This window comes from Achromobacter sp. 77, assembly GCF_020541125.1.
Classification (GTDB): Bacteria; Pseudomonadota; Gammaproteobacteria; order Burkholderiales; family Burkholderiaceae_B; genus Achromobacter; species Achromobacter mucicolens.
Genome location: NZ_CP059848.1, coordinates 4416697 through 4433986, shown reverse-complemented (window position 1 = coordinate 4433986; position 17290 = coordinate 4416697). Strand labels below are relative to the sequence as shown.

General features: G+C 68.1%; 15 protein-coding genes and 1 pseudogene. 12 read left to right on the top strand and 4 right to left on the bottom strand.

Going from position 1 to position 17290, the window contains the following annotated elements:
• Positions 1 to 183: 183 nt before the first annotated feature.
• On the top strand, positions 184 to 819 hold the full coding sequence (gene upp / locus H4P35_RS20580; protein WP_056326620.1) for a uracil phosphoribosyltransferase: 636 nt from the start codon (positions 184 to 186) through the stop codon (positions 817 to 819).
• Between the two features lie 79 nt (positions 820 to 898).
• Here the strand turns inward: upp and cysG are convergent, their stop codons facing one another.
• Together cysG and H4P35_RS20570 are read right to left on the bottom strand one after the other, a co-directional pair.
• Entirely contained in the window at positions 899 to 2308 is a 1410-nt protein-coding gene (cysG, locus tag H4P35_RS20575) for a siroheme synthase CysG (RefSeq protein ID WP_226846736.1), read from the bottom strand.
• A 115-nt stretch (positions 2309 to 2423) separates the two neighbouring features.
• A complete protein-coding gene (locus tag H4P35_RS20570; RefSeq protein WP_056326624.1) occupies positions 2424 to 3005 on the bottom strand; it encodes an ANTAR domain-containing response regulator in 582 nt (193 codons plus the stop codon).
• Between the two features lie 405 nt (positions 3006 to 3410).
• Here H4P35_RS20570 and H4P35_RS20565 point away from each other — a divergent pair, with 405 nt between their 5' ends.
• The 9 genes and pseudogenes from H4P35_RS20565 (at position 3411) to H4P35_RS20525 (ending at position 12490) form a co-directional block, all read left to right on the top strand.
• Positions 3411 to 4709, top strand: a complete 1299-nt coding sequence (locus H4P35_RS20565; protein WP_226846734.1) for a CmpA/NrtA family ABC transporter substrate-binding protein — start codon at positions 3411 to 3413, stop codon at positions 4707 to 4709.
• 26 nt (positions 4710 to 4735) lie between these two features.
• Positions 4736 to 5566, top strand: a complete 831-nt coding sequence (ntrB, locus tag H4P35_RS20560) for a nitrate ABC transporter permease (RefSeq protein ID WP_226846732.1) — start codon at positions 4736 to 4738, stop codon at positions 5564 to 5566.
• A gap of 4 nt (positions 5567 to 5570) precedes the next feature.
• Positions 5571 to 6452 carry an ABC transporter ATP-binding protein gene (locus tag H4P35_RS20555; protein ID WP_180098078.1) on the top strand — a complete coding sequence of 294 codons (882 nt, stop codon included), beginning with the start codon at positions 5571 to 5573 and terminating at the stop codon, positions 6450 to 6452.
• 10 nt (positions 6453 to 6462) lie between these two features.
• Positions 6463 to 7665, top strand: a pseudogene (locus H4P35_RS20550) (NAD(P)/FAD-dependent oxidoreductase); the annotation flags it as partial.
• A gap of 21 nt (positions 7666 to 7686) precedes the next feature.
• On the top strand, positions 7687 to 10404 hold the full coding sequence (locus tag H4P35_RS20545) for a nitrate reductase (protein ID WP_226846730.1): 2718 nt from the start codon (positions 7687 to 7689) through the stop codon (positions 10402 to 10404).
• A gap of 108 nt (positions 10405 to 10512) precedes the next feature.
• Entirely contained in the window at positions 10513 to 11238 is a 726-nt protein-coding gene (locus H4P35_RS20540; RefSeq protein WP_226849506.1) for a hypothetical protein, read from the top strand.
• Positions 11239 to 11321: 83 nt separating this feature from the next.
• On the top strand, positions 11322 to 11639 hold the full coding sequence (locus H4P35_RS20535) for a YqjD family protein (protein WP_056326638.1): 318 nt from the start codon (positions 11322 to 11324) through the stop codon (positions 11637 to 11639).
• Positions 11640 to 11707: 68 nt separating this feature from the next.
• Positions 11708 to 12124: a phage holin family protein gene (locus tag H4P35_RS20530; RefSeq protein WP_056326639.1), complete on the top strand. Its 417-nt coding sequence runs from the start codon at positions 11708 to 11710 to the stop codon at positions 12122 to 12124.
• Positions 12125 to 12127: 3 nt separating this feature from the next.
• Positions 12128 to 12490, top strand: a complete 363-nt coding sequence (locus tag H4P35_RS20525) for a hypothetical protein (RefSeq protein ID WP_056326640.1) — start codon at positions 12128 to 12130, stop codon at positions 12488 to 12490.
• A gap of 67 nt (positions 12491 to 12557) precedes the next feature.
• Here H4P35_RS20525 and ubiD read toward each other — a convergent pair whose 3' ends face one another.
• Positions 12558 to 14102: a 4-hydroxy-3-polyprenylbenzoate decarboxylase gene (ubiD, locus tag H4P35_RS20520; protein ID WP_056326642.1), complete on the bottom strand. Its 1545-nt coding sequence runs from the start codon at positions 14100 to 14102 to the stop codon at positions 12558 to 12560.
• 81 nt (positions 14103 to 14183) lie between these two features.
• Here ubiD and H4P35_RS20515 point away from each other — a divergent pair, with 81 nt between their 5' ends.
• Positions 14184 to 15002, top strand: coding sequence for a lytic transglycosylase domain-containing protein (locus tag H4P35_RS20515; protein ID WP_226846728.1), 819 nt, complete (start codon positions 14184 to 14186; stop codon positions 15000 to 15002).
• Between the two features lie 59 nt (positions 15003 to 15061).
• Here the strand turns inward: H4P35_RS20515 and H4P35_RS20510 are convergent, their stop codons facing one another.
• A complete protein-coding gene (locus H4P35_RS20510; protein WP_226846726.1) occupies positions 15062 to 16222 on the bottom strand; it encodes a pyridoxal phosphate-dependent aminotransferase in 1161 nt (386 codons plus the stop codon).
• 43 nt (positions 16223 to 16265) lie between these two features.
• Between H4P35_RS20510 and H4P35_RS20505 the strand changes: the two genes are divergently transcribed.
• Positions 16266 to 17177 (top strand): FAD-binding protein, encoded by a 912-nt coding sequence (locus H4P35_RS20505; RefSeq protein WP_226846724.1) that lies wholly within the window; start codon positions 16266 to 16268, stop codon positions 17175 to 17177.
• Positions 17178 to 17290: the final 113 nt, after the last annotated feature.

Here is a 17290-nt window from a genome sequence, read left to right as displayed (position 1 = left end):
TGCGCTAGCTGCCCCCCAAGGGGGCTGCCCCGCCTTGGGGCGGCCCGGCGGCGGGGCGGGCTTAAAACGATTACGATCCTCTCGTGTGGCTCGCGAGCGGGCGGCGCAGGTGCGCTGCGCCGCGCCGGGTCCGCCTGAGGCCGAAAGCATTCTGACCAACAAATACTCTGGAGAGTTACGCACATGCCCGTGCACGAAATCCGCCATCCGCTGATCCGCCACAAGCTCGGGATCATGCGGCGCGCCGACCTCAGTACCAAGAGCTTCCGTGAACTGTCGCAGGAAGTGGGCGCGCTGCTGACGTACGAAGCGTCCAAGGACCTGCCGCTGGCGCCCGCCACGGTCGAGGGCTGGTGCGGGCAGGTCGAAGTCGAGAAGATCGCCGGCAAGAAGGTCACCGTGGTGCCCATCCTGCGCGCCGGCATCGGCATGCTGGATGGCGTGCTGAGCCTGATTCCGGGCGCCAAGGTCAGCGTCGTGGGCGTGGCCCGCAATGAAGAGACGCTGGAAGCGCACACCTATCTGGAACGCCTGGTGGGCGAACTCGACCAGCGCCTGGCGCTGATCGTCGATCCGATGCTGGCCACCGGCGGTTCGATGGTTGCCGCCATCGATCTGCTCAAGCGCGCCGGCTGCAAGGAGATCCGCGCGCTGGTGCTGGTGGCGGCGCCCGTGGGCATCGACGCGGTGCTCAACAAGCACCCGGACGTGCATATCTACACGGCGTCCATCGACGAGGGTCTGAATGAGCACGGCTACATCATGCCGGGCCTGGGCGACGCCGGCGACCGCATCTTCGGCACGCAGCAAAAGGGCTGAAGCCCCATGCGGCCGTGCCCGCCAGGGACATCGGCCGTGAAGAACCGGCGCCGCGCCGATGCCGCGCCGGACGGCGGTTCTAGGCCGTCAGCGCCGGCTGCCCCAGATGCTGGCCGAACCAGTGCAATTGGGGCGCCAGGCCGGCGACCTCGCCCACGATCAGCAGGGCGGGAGAGCGGACGGCATGGTCGCGGGCCAGTTCCGGCAGTTGCGCGAGCCGTCCCGACACCACGCGCTGTTCGGGCCGGCTGCCGTTCTCGACCAGCGCGAACGGCGTGTCAGGCGAGCGGCCGTGGCGCAGCAGGCGCTGCGTCAGCAGATCAAGCTGGCCCACCCCCATGTAGAACGCCAAGGTCTGCTTTTCGCGCGCCAGCGCGGGCCAATCCAGGTTGTCTTCGTCTTCGCGGCAATGCGCGGTGATGAGGCGCACCGATTGGGCGTGTTCGCGGTGCGTCAGCGGGATGCCGGCATAGGCCGCACAGGCCAGCGCCGCGGTGATGCCGGGCACCACCTCATAGCGCACCCCATGCGCGCGCAAAAACTCCAGTTCCTCGCCGCCGCGCCCAAAAATGAAGGCGTCGCCGCCCTTGAGCCGCACCACGCGGCGGCCCGCCTGCGCGTATTCCACCAGCAGACCATGGATGCGCGCCTGCGTGGCGTGGTGGTTTTCGCCGGGCAGCTTGCCCACGGGCACGCGTTCGGCGTCGCGCCGGGCCAGCGACATGACCTCGTCGCTGACCAGACGGTCGTAAAGGATGACATCGGCTTCGTTCAGCGCGCGCAAGGCCTTGAGCGTCAAGAGGCCCGGATCGCCCGGCCCCGCGCCCACCAGCACGACGCTGCCCTCGGCGGGCGCAATCGGCGCGGCCAACGCGTCGGCCAGCGCGGCCTCGGCCTGCGCCGGCTGCTGCTGGCGCAGAAAACCCGCCACCGGGCCGTCCAGCAGCCAGTCGTAGAAGAGTCGGCGCGCGCCCAGGTCGGGATGGCTGGCGCGAATGCGCTTGCGGTAGACGGCGGCCAGGCCGGCCAGCTGGCCCAGCGTGTGGTCGAACAGCGACTCGATGCGTTCGCGGATGCGGCGCGCCAGCACGGGCGCCACGCCCGACGACGAAATGGCGACGATGACGGGGGAGCGGTCGACGATGGACGGCACCTGGAAGGACGACAGTTCGGGGTCGTCCACCACGTTGCTGAAAATACGTCGCGCCTCGGCGGCCTGGGACACCGCGGCATTGACCGACCGATCGTCGGTGGCGGCCACCACCAGCCAGACGTCTTGCAGCCAATCGGGGTTGAACGTCCCGGGCAGGTGGCGCACGCGGCCCTCGGACACAAGCGCCGCCAGCGCGGGCGTCAGTGCCGGCGCGCCCACGACCACGTTTGCGCTGGCTTCCAGCAGGGCCAGGGTCTTGCGCTCGGCGACCGCGCCGCCGCCAACAACGAGTACCAGCCGGTCTGTCAGATCGGCAAAAATCGGGAAAAGCTTCATGTATGCCAGCCTCGGGCGCACCCGGCTCAATGTGGGTCGATGATAGGGACGGGCTCTCATCCCCACAACTTTTGATTTCTTTAATTCATATAGCCATAACTTATTTGGCGGCCCGTCAGGCGCTGCCCAGCCATTGGCTCATCTCGACGACCTCGCGGGCGACCTCGCCCAGCCGCTTCTGGCTCTGCATGGCGCGCTCGCGCAGCAGCCGGTGGGCCTCGTCCTCGGTCACGGCGCGCGTCTTCATCAGGATACCCTTGGCTTTTTCCACCCACTGCCGGTCCGCCAGCCGCAGTTGCGCCTCGCGCAATTCCTCGCGCCGGGTTTTTTCCATGGCGAAGCGCTCGATCGCCACGGTCAGCAGGGGTTCGATGCGGGCGGCCGGCACGTCCCCGACCACGTAGGCGGCAACGCCTGCGCGCAAGGCCGTGCGGATGGTTTCGCGATTGCCGTCGTCGGTGAACATCACGACCGGGCGGTCGCTGTGCGAACTGGCCACACAGATGTTCTCCAGCGTGTCGCGGCCGGGGGCATCGCTGTCGATCAGCACCACGTCGGCGGCGGACTGCGCGATGCTGGCGGCCAGGTCCGTGCCGGGCGCCACCTCGGCCACGACGTGCACGCCCGCCGCGGCAAGCGTTTGCCGCAGCGACGCCGCGCGTCCCTCGCCATCGTTGAGCAGCATGACCTTCAACATGAAACACCCCCTGTGCGATGACTGATGCAAGTTCCATGCCATCGTCGCCGCGCGCGGCGCGGGGCGCGCGCGCACGATGGCGGGGCGCGCGCCGCACAGCGATGGTGCGGTGCGGCATCGTACTGCGCACCAAGTTGGCTCCGCCCCTGATTCAGCCCGGCGACGCCAGACCCGCGCGGGTTGGGCGCATCGCAAGCGCTGGCGCGGGCTGCGGCGCGGTTTGCGCAGACCGTCAGAAATCTGGCACGGCGATTGCTTGAGTGAAGTCGGGGCGGCCAACGGCGGTCGCCCGACGCAACGCGCCGCATCACGCGGCCAGGGACAACGACGTTCCGCTGCGCCACTGGATAGAGATCCGTGGCGCGCGGAACGTTTTTTTTTGCCGCCACCCGCAAGGAGCCTCGCATGACGCCTATGACCCGCAGTCCCTCGACCGACGCCGCCCGCGCCGACATGACCGCCAATGCCGGCCGCCGCAAATGGCTCAGCGGCACGGCGCGCGCGGTGGCTGGCGCCGGTCTGCTTTCATTGGTCGACCCGCTGGTGCGCGCCGGCGCGTGGGCGGCGGGCACCGACGCGCCGGAAAAGACCGAGGTGAAGATCGGCTTCATCCCGCTGACCGACTGCGCATCGGTGGTGATGGCGTCGGTGCTGGGTATCGACAAGAAATACGGCGTCAAGATCACGCCCTCCAAGGAAGCCTCGTGGGCCGCCGTGCGCGACAAGCTCATGAACGGCGAGCTGGACATGGCGCACGTGCTGTATGGCCTGGTCTACGGCGTGCACCTGGGCATCGGCGGACCGAAGAAGGACATGGCCGTGCTGATGAGCCTGAACCAGAACGGACAGGCCATCACCCTATCGAACAAGCTGCTGGAAGCCGGGGCGCGCGACGGCGAATCGCTCGCCAAGCTGATGGCCGCGGACAAGCGCGAATACACGTTCGCGCAGACCTTTCCGACCGGCACGCACGCGATGTGGCTGTATTACTGGCTGGCGGCACATGGCATCAATCCCATGAAGGACGCCAAGGTGATCACCGTGCCGCCGCCGCAGATGGTGGCCAACATGCGGGTGGGCAACATGGATGGCTACTGCGTGGGCGAGCCGTGGGGCGCGCGCGCCATCATGGACAAGATCGGCTTCACCACGGTGACGTCGCAGGGCATCTGGACGGACCATCCCGAGAAGGTCCTGGGCGCCAGCGCCGATTTCGTGAACCGCAACCCGAACACCGCGCGCGCCGTCACGGCCGCGATCCTGGAAGCCGGCAAGTGGATCGACGCGTCGCCCGAAAACCGCCGCAAGACGGCCGAGACCATCGCCGCCAAGTCCTACGTCAACACGGACGCCAGCGGCATCGTGGACCGCATGCTGGGGCAGTACGACGACGGCCTGGGCAAGAAATGGTCGGACGCGCACGCCATGCGCTTTTACGCCGACGGCGCCGCCAACTTTCCGTACCTGAGCGACGGTATGTGGTTCCTGACGCAGCACAAGCGCTGGGGCTTGCTCAAGGAACACCCGGACTACCAGGCGGTCGCCACGCAGATCAACCGCATCGACCTCTACAAGCAGGCGGCGCAGGCCGCGGGCGTGGCGCTGCCTGCCAGTGAATCGCGCACGTCCACGCTGATCGACGGCGTGGTGTGGGACGGCAGCAATCCCGCGGCCTATGCCGACGGTTTCAAGGTCAAGGCCTAACGGCCGCTACGAGAAGGGGACTGGCGATGTCTACCGTAACGATGACAAGCCGCGGCACCGAATTTGCCGCGCTGTGGCGGGAACGCCTGGAATCGGCGTTGAAGGCCGTGGTGGGGCCGGTTGCCGGCTTTGCGCTCTTTGTGCTGGTCTGGCAGGTGGTGGCGATGCGCATCCCGGAGATTCCGACGCCCGGGGTCACGTGGCATGCGGCCGTGGAACTGTTCGCCGATCCGTTCTATGACAACGGCCCGAACGACAAGGGCATCGGCTGGAACCTGCTGGCCTCGCTGGAACGCGTGGCGGCGGGATTCGGGCTGGCGGCGCTGGTCGGCATCCCCGTGGGCTTTGCGATCGGCCGCTACGCCGCGGTGCGCGCGATGTTCTCGCCCATCGTCAGCCTGTTGCGGCCCGTGTCGCCGCTGGCGTGGCTGCCGCTTGGGCTGCTGCTGTTCAAGGCGGCCAATCCAGCCGCGATCTGGGCCATCTTCATCTGTTCGATCTGGCCGATGATCATCAACACCGCGGTGGGCGTGTCGCGCGTGCCGCAGGATTACCTGAACGTGGCGCGCGTGCTGAACCTGTCCGAATGGAAGGTCACGACCAAGGTGCTCTTGCCCGCGGTGCTGCCCTACATGCTGACCGGCGTGCGGCTGTCCATCGGCACCGCATGGCTGGTGATCGTGGCCGCCGAAATGCTGACGGGCGGCACGGGCATCGGCTTCTGGTTGTGGGACGAGTGGAACAACCTGAAGGTCGAGCACATCGTCATCGCCATTTTCGTGATCGGCATCGTGGGGCTGCTGCTGGAGACCCTGCTGGTCGCGCTGGCCCGCCGTTTCACCTACACCGAGGAATAGCGCCATGAAGAAATTCGTACGCATCGAGCGCGTGGGACAGACCTTTGACACCCGCAAGGGCGCCTTCGTGGCGCTGCGCGACATCGACCTGACGGTCGAGCAGGGCGAGTTCATCACGCTGATCGGCCACTCCGGCTGCGGCAAGTCCACCCTGCTCAACCTGATCGCCGGCCTGACCCGGCCGACGAGCGGCGTGCTGCTGTGCGCCGAACGCGAGATCACCGGCCCGGGTCCGGACCGGGCGGTGGTGTTCCAGAACCATTCGCTGCTGCCTTGGCTGACGTGTTTCCAGAACGTGCACCTGGCGGTCGAGCGGGTGTTCGGCGCCACGGAAAAGCGCGCCCAGCTGGCCGAGCGCACGCGCGCCGCCCTGGACTTGGTGGGCCTGCTGCCGGCGCAGAACAAGCTGCCGCGCGAGATCTCCGGCGGCATGAAGCAGCGCGTGGGCATCGCGCGCGCGCTGGCGATCGAACCCGGCGTGCTGCTGATGGACGAGCCGTTCGGCGCGCTGGATGCGCTGACGCGCGCGCATCTGCAGGACGAGCTGCTCAAGATCGTGGCCAAGACCCGCACGACCACCATCATGGTCACGCACGATGTGGACGAGGCCGTGCTGCTGTCGGACCGCATCGTCATGCTGACCAATGGCCCGGCCGCGACCATCGGCGAGATCCTGCCGGTGCCGCTGCCCCGGCCGCGCGACCGCGTGCGGCTGGCCAACGATCCGACGTACCTGGCTTGCCGCGCGGGCGTGGTGGACTTCCTGCATCGCCGGCACGGCAATCCCGAGCGTTCCCAGACCGCGGTCCAGGCCAACGCCGCGCTTGCCGTCGTGGCCGCGCCGTTGCAGGAAGCCGGCGCAGCAGCGGCGCGCGCCGCCGCGTAAGGGGGCGGTCATGCAAGCCAGACAGAAGCTGGTCGTGGTCGGCAACGGCATGGCCGGCATCCGGACCGTGGAGGAGCTGCTCAAGCTCGCGCCCGATCTTTACGACATCACGGTGTTCGGCGCCGAGCCCCACACCAACTACAACCGCATCCTGCTGTCGCCGGTATTGACCGGCGAGCGCACGCTGCAGGACATCGTGCTGAACGACGAGGCTTGGTATGCCAGCCACGGCATCCGCCTGCGGCGCCAGTGCACGGTGACCGGCATCGACCGCGCGCGGCGGATGGTCGTGGCCGACGACGGCACCCGCACGCCTTACGACCGGCTGTTGCTGGCCACCGGGTCCAAGCCTTTCATCCTGCCGGTGCCGGGTCACGACCTGGCGGGCGTGGTGGCGTTTCGCGACATTGGCGACGTCAACCTGATGATCGACGCCGCCTCGCGATACCGCCACGCCGTGGTGATCGGGGGCGGCTTGCTGGGGCTTGAGGCCGCCAACGGCCTGGCGGCGCGTGGGATGGCCGTGTCGGTGGTGCATCTGGGCGCGGCGTTGCTGGACCGCCAACTGGACGGCGAGGCCGCCGCGCTGCTGCGCGAAAGCCTGGAGGCCCGCGGCCTGACGTTCCTGCTTCAGCACCAGACCGAGGCGATCCTCGGCGGGCCGGACGGGCGCGTGCGCGCGGTGCGCTTCGCGGATGGCTCCGAAGTCTCCGCCGACCTGGTGGTGATGGCCGCGGGCGTGCGACCCAACACCGAGCTGGCGCAACGCTGCGGCCTGCATGTGGATCGCGGCGTCGTGGTCAGCGACACCTTGCAGACGTTCGACCCCCGCATCTACGCGGTGGGCGAATGCGTCAGCCATCGCGGCACGGCATACGGCCTGGTGGCGCCGCTTTTCGAGCAGGCCAAGGTCGCGGCCAATCACCTTGCGCAACATGGCATCGGCCGATACGAAGGCAGCGTCACGTCGACCAAGCTCAAGGTCACCGGCATCGACCTGTTTTCCGCGGGCGATTTCGCGGGCGGCGCGCAGACCGAGACCATCACGCTGGCCGACATGCCGGGCGGCGTCTACAAGAAGCTAGTGATACAGAACGACCGGCTGGTGGGCGCCTGCCTGTACGGCGATACGGCGGACAGCGCGTGGTACATGCGGCTCATCCGTGAAGGAGCCGGCATCGGCGTGCTGCGCGAGCAGCTCATGCTTGGCGAAGGCGCGGCAAGGGAGTAGGACATGGACATGCCGATGGCGCGACGGATTGAAATCGTCAGTGAGGCGGCGCATGAGGTCGCGTCCATCTGCTGCTATTGCGGCACGGGCTGCGGGGTGCGCGTGCAGGTGCGCGGCGGCGCGGTGGCGGGCGTGCGCGGCGACGACTCGCATCCGGCGAATCGCGGGCGCCTGTGCAGCAAGGGCCTGGCGCTTGGCGACACCGTGCGGCGCGATGGCGCGCGCGTGCTGTCGGCGCAATGGCGCGAGGCCCGTGGCGAGCCGCTGCGGGAAATCGGGCTGACGCCCGCGCTGGACATGGCCGCGGACCGGCTGGCAGAAGCGATCGCCAAGCATGGGCCCGATTCGGTGGGCTTTTATCTGTCGGGCCAGTTGCTGACGGAAGACTACGCGGTCTTCAACAAGTTGGCGCGCGCGCTGGCGGGCACCAACAACATCGACACCAATTCCCGGCTCTGCATGTCGAGCGCGGTGTCGGGCTACAAGCGCACGCTGGGCGCGGACGCGCCGCCCGCCTGCTATGAAGACCTGGAGCTGGCCGACACGGTGCTGATCGCCGGGTCCAACATGGCCTACGCGCATCCGGTGCTGTTCCGGCGGCTGGAAGCCGCACGCGCGCAGCGTCCGGACATGAAGGTGATCGTGGCCGATCCGCGCCGCACGGACACGGCCGCGTTTGCCGACCTGCATCTGCCGATTGCGCCGGGGTCGGACGTGGCGCTCTTCAATGCCATGCTGCACGTGATGCTGCGCGAAGGCTTGGCCGACGAGGACTACATTGCGCGCCATACGGAGGGCTTCGAGGCGCTGCGGGCGCGCGTGCAGACCGTCACGCCCGAGGCGGCGCAACGCCTCTGCGGCGTGCCGGCAGACGACATCGTCCGGGCTGCGCGCTGGTTCGGCCAGGCGGGCGCGGCGTTGTCGCTGTACACGATGGGCTTGAACCAGTCGGTCGCGGGCACCGACAAGAACGCGGCGCTGATTCACCTGCATCTGGCCACGGGGCAGATCGGGCGTCCCGGCGCGGGGCCGTTTTCGCTGACCGGACAGCCCAATGCCATGGGCGGCCGAGAGGCCGGCGGCATGGCGACGCTGCTGCCGGGCCATCGCGATCCGGCGTCCGCCGCGCACCGCGCCGAGGTCGCGCGGCTGTGGGGGGTGGACAGCCTGCCCGACGTGCCGGGCGCCACGGCGCTCGATATGTTTGACGCGGTGGCGGACGGGCGCATCAAGGTCCTGTGGATTGCCGCGACCAACCCGGCGCAGTCGCTGCCCGATCAGGCGCGCGTGCGGGCCGCGTTGGCGCGCGCCGAATTCGTGATCGTGCAGGAGGCGTATGCCGGCACCGAGACGCTGGCCCATGCCGACCTGGTGTTGCCGGCGGCGACCTGGCCCGAGAAGTCCGGCACCGTGACCAATTCCGAACGGCGCATCAGCCGGGTCCGCGCGGCGATCGCGCCGCCCGGCGACGCGCAGCCGGACTGGCGGCTGGCGCAGGCGGTCGCCCTACGGCTGGCCTCGCGCATCGCGCCGCACAAGACGGTCCTCTTCGACTATCGCGATGAAAGCGAGGTCTTTGCCGAACACGCGCGCATGACCGCCGGCCGGGACCTGGACTACAGCACGCTGGACTACGCCGCTCTGGAAGCGGGCGGACCGCAGCAGTGGCCGTATCGCGCCGGACAGGGCACGCCGCGCCTCTATGCCGACGGCGTCTTTCCCACGGCGAGCGGCCGGGCCCGATTCTGCGACGTGTCGTGGCGGCCGACGGCCGAAACGGTCTCGGAAGACTATCCGCTGCAGCTCACCACCGGCCGGTTGCGCGATCACTGGCACACCATGGCGCGCACCTCGCTTGCCCGGGCGCTGATCCAGCACGTCGAGGAGCCCTGGGTGTCGCTGCATCCGGACGACATGCGCCGCCTTGGCCTTGCGGCCGGCGACCTGGCCCGGCTGGACTCGCGGCGCGGCGGTCTGGTGCTGCCGGTGCAGGCGGACGACACGCTGCGGCCGGGGCACGCTTTTGTGCCGATGCACTGGGGCAGCGCCTTCTTGGCCGGGTTGGGCGTGAACGCCCTGACCAATCCTGCGTCCGATCCCGTCTCGCGCCAGCCGGAGCTCAAGTTCACGGCATTACGCGCGGAACCGGCCGGGCTTGCGTGGCAGGCCGCGGCCTGGCGGCAGGGCGACGCCGTGGCGTTGCGGGCCCGGCTTGCGCCGTGGCTGCGCCGTTTCGACTACGCCGTCGTGCTGCCGGCGGGCGCCGGGGGCGTGCGGCTACGGCTGGCGAGCCGCGTCGTGCCGGATGCCGCCGTGCTGCATGAGCTGGCCGACGCGCTGGACCTGCGGCGCCCGGAGGTCGCGTACGACGATCCCGCGCGCGGCTGCCTGCGCCGTGTCGCGGCCGGGCAGGGCGTGTTGCGCGCCTTTTTGCTGACGGGCGACCTGCGCGCGCAAGAAGCGTTGCTGGCCTGGGCGGCAGGCGGTGAGGCGCCCGCAAGCGCCGCGGCGCTGCTGATGGGACGCGTCGCGGGCGCGGCGCGCTCCCGGACGGTTTGCGTCTGCAACGGCGTGAGCGAAGCGGCCATCCTGAAGGGCATCGAGCAGGGTTGCGATCTGGCGGCGCTGAAGGACACGCTGGGCTGCGGTACCGGTTGCGGCTCGTGTGTGCCGGAGATCAGGTCGCTGATGACGCGCGCCCCGGCGGCGGCGCTTGCGTGACGACACGTTCGGACATACGCCGCGCGCGGCAACCGGTGTAGTATCAAGCCAGCCGTCCCTCAAGGCGGGGACGGCATTTTCCGTTTTCTGGAGTGGCTTGTGACGACGATGCGAAAAATGGCATCCCTGGTTCTAGCGGCCGGCGCGTTGGGCGCGGCCGCCTCGGTGCAGGCCGGCGTGTGCGACGCGCAATTCATGCACGACGGCGGCGCGGTCCAACTGACCGGCACGGGCAATCTGGCGCTGGGCGCCGACCTGACTTTTGCCGAGGTTACAAAAAGCAATGGCGACAACTGCCGCGCGCGCGTGCAGGGCCTGGCCACGTTCAGCTACGCAGGCCTGCCGCCCGGCAAATCCAAGCTCGATTACCTGATGACGGTCAAGGGCGGCCAGGCCACCTTCCTGCGCTACGCCACCGCCGGCGAAGCGCCCAAACCCTCGGAAGGCCAGTTCGACCTGCGCATGCTCGGCCTCTTTGCCTACGACGGCAAACTGGCTTCGGGTCAGAAGCTGCCCGGCTCGTCGTTTCGCCTGAAGATCGGCAAGGAAGCGCCCGTTGGCGGCCAGCCCAGCACCACGGTGCGCATCGGCGAAAAAACCGTCGGCCAAAAGACTGCGCTGACCACGGCGCTGGGCAAGCAGTCCTGCCACCCGATCACCTATACCCGCAATTCGGATCCCACGATGGCCACGTTCCAGGGCCTGACCATTCCCATTCCCGGCATGAACACGACGGTCACGGACTGGTATTGCCCGGCCGTGAATCTGGTGATGAAGCAGGACATCGACCAGGGCGGCGTGAAGTCCGCCGTTGAGATTACGCAGATCAAGTAGCACCCGGTAGCAAGCGGGCGTTTGCGCCCGCTTGGCCGCTGGTATCATCGTCTCGTCATGGACACACAACAGGAGCTCAGAAAATGGCAACGAGAAAATCCGAAGACGTCGCAAAAGAAAAACTGATCGACAGTGTCAAGACCAGCCTGAACGACGCCGAAAGCCTGCTGCGCGAAGCCGCCAGCAGCACCGGCGACAAGGCCAACGAACTGCGCGACCGCGCCCTGACGTCGCTGCGGCGCACGCGTGAGGCGCTGTACGAAGCGCAGGATGCCGTTCTCGAACGCGGCCGCAAGGCTGCCCGCGCGACGGATGACTACGTGCACGACAATCCCTGGCAAGCCATCGGGGTGGCAGGCGTGACCGGCCTGCTGCTCGGCTTGCTGATCAGCCGCCGCTGACAGGGCAGGATGTCCGGGCGGCAGGCACGGCGACACGCCGCTGCCTGCCGCCCGGCGTTCTTTCAGCCATGGGTCTAAGAAAAACTGTATTCGGTGTTGCCTCCAGCCTGGTCGGGCTGATGCGCACGCGGTTGGAGCTGCTGGCTCTTGAAGCCGCGGACGAAAAGGCGCGCCTGCTCAAGCTGCTGGGCCTGGCGTTTGCGGCCCTGCTATTTCTGACGCTGGCGGTGCTGGTGGCCACCATCACCATCGCCGTGGCGTTCTGGCCCACGGAAGACCGCTATCTGGCCCTTGGCCTGCTGGCGGGGTTCTATGGTGTTGCTGGCGTGGTGCTGCTGCTGGTGGTGCGCCACGGACTCGTCTACGGACCGGCGCCGTTTTCGGCCACGCTCGAAGAGCTGGGCCGCGATGCGGAGTTGCTGGACAGGGTGCGCGAAGCCCAAGCCGACGACGAGACGGCGGTGCGCCGGCGCGAGGGGTTCTGAGTCATGCACAAACGATCTCCCACCGTCGACCGCGCCGTGCGCATCGAACTCTTGCGCGCCCGCGCGGCAATCGAGCGCGAGTCGCTGGCGCAGAACATCGTGTCGGCCGGGCGCAGGCTGGAACCCAGCGCGCTCATCCGCGGCATGCTGCCGGGCCTGGCATCGGGCGGCGCGTCCCGCTGGGCCTTGCAGGCCATCACGCTGGCGCGGCGCTATCCCATCATCAGTTCGTCGCTGTCCGCCATGTTCATGCGTGGCGGCAAGCGCGGCAAACTGCTCAAACTTGCCGGCGGCGCGTTCGTGGGCTGGCAGATCCTGAAGGCCGTGCGCGGCATGCGCCAGGATGATGATCCGGAACGCGATTGAACTGACGCCAGCTGAAAAGACAAAGCCCCGTTGACGGGGCTTTGTTATTTGCGCGCGGTGCAGTTGGCTACAGCCCCAACTGCCCCCACATGTCGTCCACGCGTTTCTTGACGTCGGCGTCCATCGTGATGGGCGTGCCCCATTCCCGGTTGGTTTCGCCCGGCCACTTGTTGGTGGCGTCCAGACCCATCTTGCCGCCCAGGCCGGACACCGGCGAGGCGAAATCCAGATAGTCGATCGGCGTGTTCTCCACCAGCAGCGTGTCGCGCACCGGGTCCATGCGGGTGGTCATCGCCCAGACCACTTCCTTCCAGTCGCGCGGGTTGATGTCTTCGTCCACCACCACGATGAACTTGGTGTACATGAACTGGCGCAGGATGCTCCACAGGCCGAACATGACGCGCTTGGCGTGGCCCGCGTATTGTTTGCGGATCGACACCACGGCCAGGCGGTAGCTGCAGCCTTCGGGCGGCAGATAGAAGTCCACGATTTCCGGCAGCTGGCGGCGCAGCAGCGGCACGAAGACCTCGTTCAACGCCACGCCCAGCACGGCGGGCTCGTCGGGCGGCTTGCCGGTGTAGGTGGAGTGATAGATGGGATTGCGGCGCATCGTGATGCGCTCGACCGTGAAGACCGGGAACCAATCCTGCTCGTTGTAGTAACCGGTATGGTCACCGTACGGGCCTTCCAGCGCCATTTCGTAGCCGGTGTCGGGCGGCGGATTGACGCCTTCGGGGACGACGGGCTTGTTGGCGCGCGGGTCCGAGGAGGGCAGCAGATGGCCTTCCAGCACGATCTCGGCCCAGGCCGGCACGGACAGGTTGCTGCCCAGCGCCTGCGCGACTTCGGTGCGCGAGCCGCGCAGCAGACCTGCGAACTGGTATTCGGACAGGCTGTCCGGCACCGGCGTGACGGCGCCCAGCGTGGTGGCCGGATCGGCGCCCAGCGCCACTGCGATGGGGAAGGGCGTGCCGGGGTTGGCGATCGCGTGGTCGCGGAAATCCAGCGCGCCGCCGCGATGCGACAGCCAGCGCATGATGAGCTTGTTCGGCCCCAGCAGCTGCTGGCGGTAGATGCCCAGGTTCTGGCGCTTGGCATTGGGGCCGCGCGTGATCACCAGGCCCCAGGTCAAGAGCGGCGCCACGTCGCCCGGCCAGCAGGTCTGGATGGGCAGGCGCGTCAAGTCCACGTCCTTGCCTTCCCAGACGATTTCCTGGCAGGCGGGGCTCTTGACGTTCTTGGGGCTCATGTCCCACAGCGCGGACTTCAGCATCGACACCTTGGCCAGCGCATCGCGCAGGCCCTTGGGCGCTTCGGGCTCGCGCAGCGAGGCCAGCAGCTCTCCGATGTCGCGCAGCGCGCTGACGTCGTCGGCGCCCATACCGCGCGCCACGCGCGCGGGGGTGCCGAACAGATTGGCCAGCACCGGCATCTGCGCGGGCTGGCCATTGTGGCGGGCGTTTTCGAACAGCAGGGCGGGGCCTTCGGCCCGCAGCACGCGGTCGGAAATCTCCGTCATTTCAAGCTGCGTCGACACCGGCGCAGCAATGCGTTTGAGCTCGCCCATGCGTTCAAGTTGGGCGATGAAGTCTCTAAGGTCGCGGTATTTCACTACAGATCCCAGCGATTTGGTTACATTTCAGGTTCAAAGAGAGGTTAACATTGACTCCCTCTTTTTTACGCAGGAGGTTTTATGCCCGATGCGTCAGTGGCCAGCCTGTTCAGGAACATGGCCCAAGGAGTGCACCAATATCTTGCCGAATCCCTGCGCATTTGCTCTGTCTATCTGGGCATTGCGGTCATTGTGACGGTAAGCATGGGATTCGCCCTGCCTGGTTTGCGCGACCAGGCATTGCAAGTGCACAAAGCCTTGTTGACCGCCCTCGCGCCTTCATCCATGCAGGCCAGCTCCGAATCCGAAGCCGGCTCCGAACTGGGTGCCGACACGTCGTCGGCAATTGCCATGGCCGTACCCGCCGCCCCTATCAGCAACGCCACCGGCATGCTGGGACCGGCCCGACTCGCGCCGCCCGCGCCCAAGAAGACCGCTTCGGCGGCCACGGGGCCACAGGCGGAGGCACTGCGCAACTATATCTCGCGCAAATACAAGGTCGCGTATGACGCGACCGGCCCGCTGTTGAACACCGTGTACAAGGTCAGCCGCGAAAAGCAGCTTGATCCCTTGCTGGTCCTGGCCGTGATCGCCATCGAATCGCGCTACAACCCCCTGGCCGAAAGCCACGTGGGCGCGCAGGGCCTGATGCAGGTCATGACCAGCGTGCACCAGGACAAGTTCGACGCGGTCGGCAAGAACCCGCTCGACCCGGTTGCCAACATCGGCGTGGGCGCCACGATCCTGCGCGACTGCATCAACCGCCGCGGTTCCGTGGACGGCGGCCTGGCGTGTTACGTGGGGTCCACCGGTCCGGACGACAACGGCTACGGGGCAAAGGTGCAGGCGGAACGCCGCCGCCTGGCGCTCGCCTCGGGCATCGCGCTGGCGCGCGACTGATCCTGCGTCCTGCTCCGGCAACAGGCGCGCCCCATTGGGGCGCGCTTTATTTCGTCCGGTCAGCGTTGCAGCAGCACGCCCATCCGGGCCACCGCCTCTTCCAGGCGATCCAGTCCGGTGGCGTAGGAAAAACGCATGGTGTGGGCGGCGTGCGCCGGTCCGAAGTCCAGGCCCGGCACCGCGGCCACGCCCGCTTCCAGCAACAGGCGTTGCGAGAACGCGGCGCTGTCCATGCCCAGGCTGCTGATATCCGCATAGATATAGAAGGCGCCATCCGGCTTGACCGGCACGTCGATGCCCAGGCGTTCGAATTGCGGCAGCAGGTAGTCGCGGCGCTGCTTGAATGCCTCGCGCCGGTGCTCGAAGATCTTCAGCGCGGCGGGAGTAAAGCAGGCGAGCGCGGCGTGCTGGGCCAGCGTGGGCGCGCAGATCGCCAGGCTGGAGGCAATCTTTTCCACCGGCGCGACCATGTCGTCCGGCACGATCATCCAGCCCAGGCGCCAGCCGGTCATGTGGAAGTACTTGGAAAAGCTGTTGATGACGATGACGTCGTCGTCCAGCGTCAGGGCCGAGCGGGGCTGGCCGTCGTACGACAGCCCCAGATAGATTTCGTCGACGATGGCAAAGCCGTCGCGGGCACGCACCTGCGCCAGCAGCTCGGCCAGTTCGCCGTGGGCGATCGAGGTGCCGGTGGGATTGCTGGGCGAGGCCACCATCACGCCCTGCGTGGCCGGCGTCCAGTGGCGCGCGACGTCGTCGGCGGACAACTGGAAGCGCTTGTCGGCCGTGCTGGGAATCAGGCGGGGCACGCCGCCCGCGGCCAGCACGAAATTGCTGTTGGCGGGATAGGACGGATCGGGCATCAGCACCTCGCCGCCCGTGTTGACCAGCGCCGCGCAAGCCAGCGTCAGGGCGCCGGAGGCGCCCGCGGTGACGATGACGCGGCGTGGATCGATGGCGGCGCCGAACTGGTCGCGGTAGAACTGCGCGATGGCTTCGCGCAGCGGGGCGATCCCCGCGCCCGGACTGTAGCCGCTCAGGCCTGCGCGCGCGGCACGGTCCAGCGCTTCCACGACCTGAGGGGGCGCGGTAAAGTCCGGTTCGCCGATGCCCAGGCTGATAATGTCTCTTCCGGCCGCCTGCAGCGCCTGCGCCTGCTTGAACAGTTCCATCACCTGGAATGTCAGGAAATCGTGAGTGCGGGTGGCAAGGCGGGGCATCGGAATCTCGAAAGCGTCATCTAGCAAAAAAGGAATTGTAGTCATGCAGCCATCCCGGCGCGCCTTCCTCCTGGGACGTCGGCCCGTCCAGACGCCGTGGGCGGCCTTCGTGCAACGCCTGGCGCTGGTGTGCCAGGGCAAGGTCCGCAATCTGGGCGAGGGCGGCGCAGACGGCACGTGCGCCGTCTTGACGCCCGTTCGCGACGCCGACGTCGTGCAGGCCCGCGAATTGTGCGCCGAATACCGGGTCGTCCTGGAACTGGAGGGCGCGGCGGGACCGTTCGCGCCCTCGGCCCGGCCTCGCCTGCGGGTCGATCCCGTGCTGCTGACCGGGTTGACGCGGCTGGCGGGCGACACGCCTCGCTGGCACGCGCAGCCGGGCGTGACCTTGGCCGAGCTGGCCAGCGCCGGCCTGCGGCAATTTGCCGGACTGCCGGGCGACCTGACGCTGGCTCAATGGGTGGCGGCGCCGGCTGCCTGGCCGGCGGGCCATTGCGCGGCCTCGGGCTTGGCGGCGGCGGACGTGCTGCTGGCCGATGGCGTCGAGGAAACGCTGGGGGCGTTTGGCGAGGCAGATGTCCAGCCGCTGCGCTCGGCCACCGTCCAGCGCCTGGTGCCCGCGCTGTTCCAGCTGGCCTCCGGCGGCGACGCGTTCGCCACCAATGACGGCTATCACTGGCTGGGCCGCTACCGGCTGGATGCGCTCAAGCCCGAGGCGCCGGCCACCGTCAATCTGGCGCAATTGCTGTTGGGCCACGGTGGCACGCTCGCCTGGTTGCAAGGCGCGATGTTGACCGACGTGCCGCCTGGCAACGACGTTCAGGCGGCGGACGAGCCCGCTTCCCGCCCCGGGCCGGCGGCCCCTGGGCTGGCCACTGTCCGGCTGGACGGACGGGTCAAGACGTTGTTCGATCCGGACGGCTGCTTCCCGGAATTCCAGTGGCCGGACGTCTGAAAAACGTTCAGCTTACTGTAAGATTTCGGCGCTCGACCTCAAGAAAGCGCGAGGCCCGCGTATCGCGCCGCCCGGCATGGGAATAGAATTCCTCCCTCTTTCGTGTCACACAC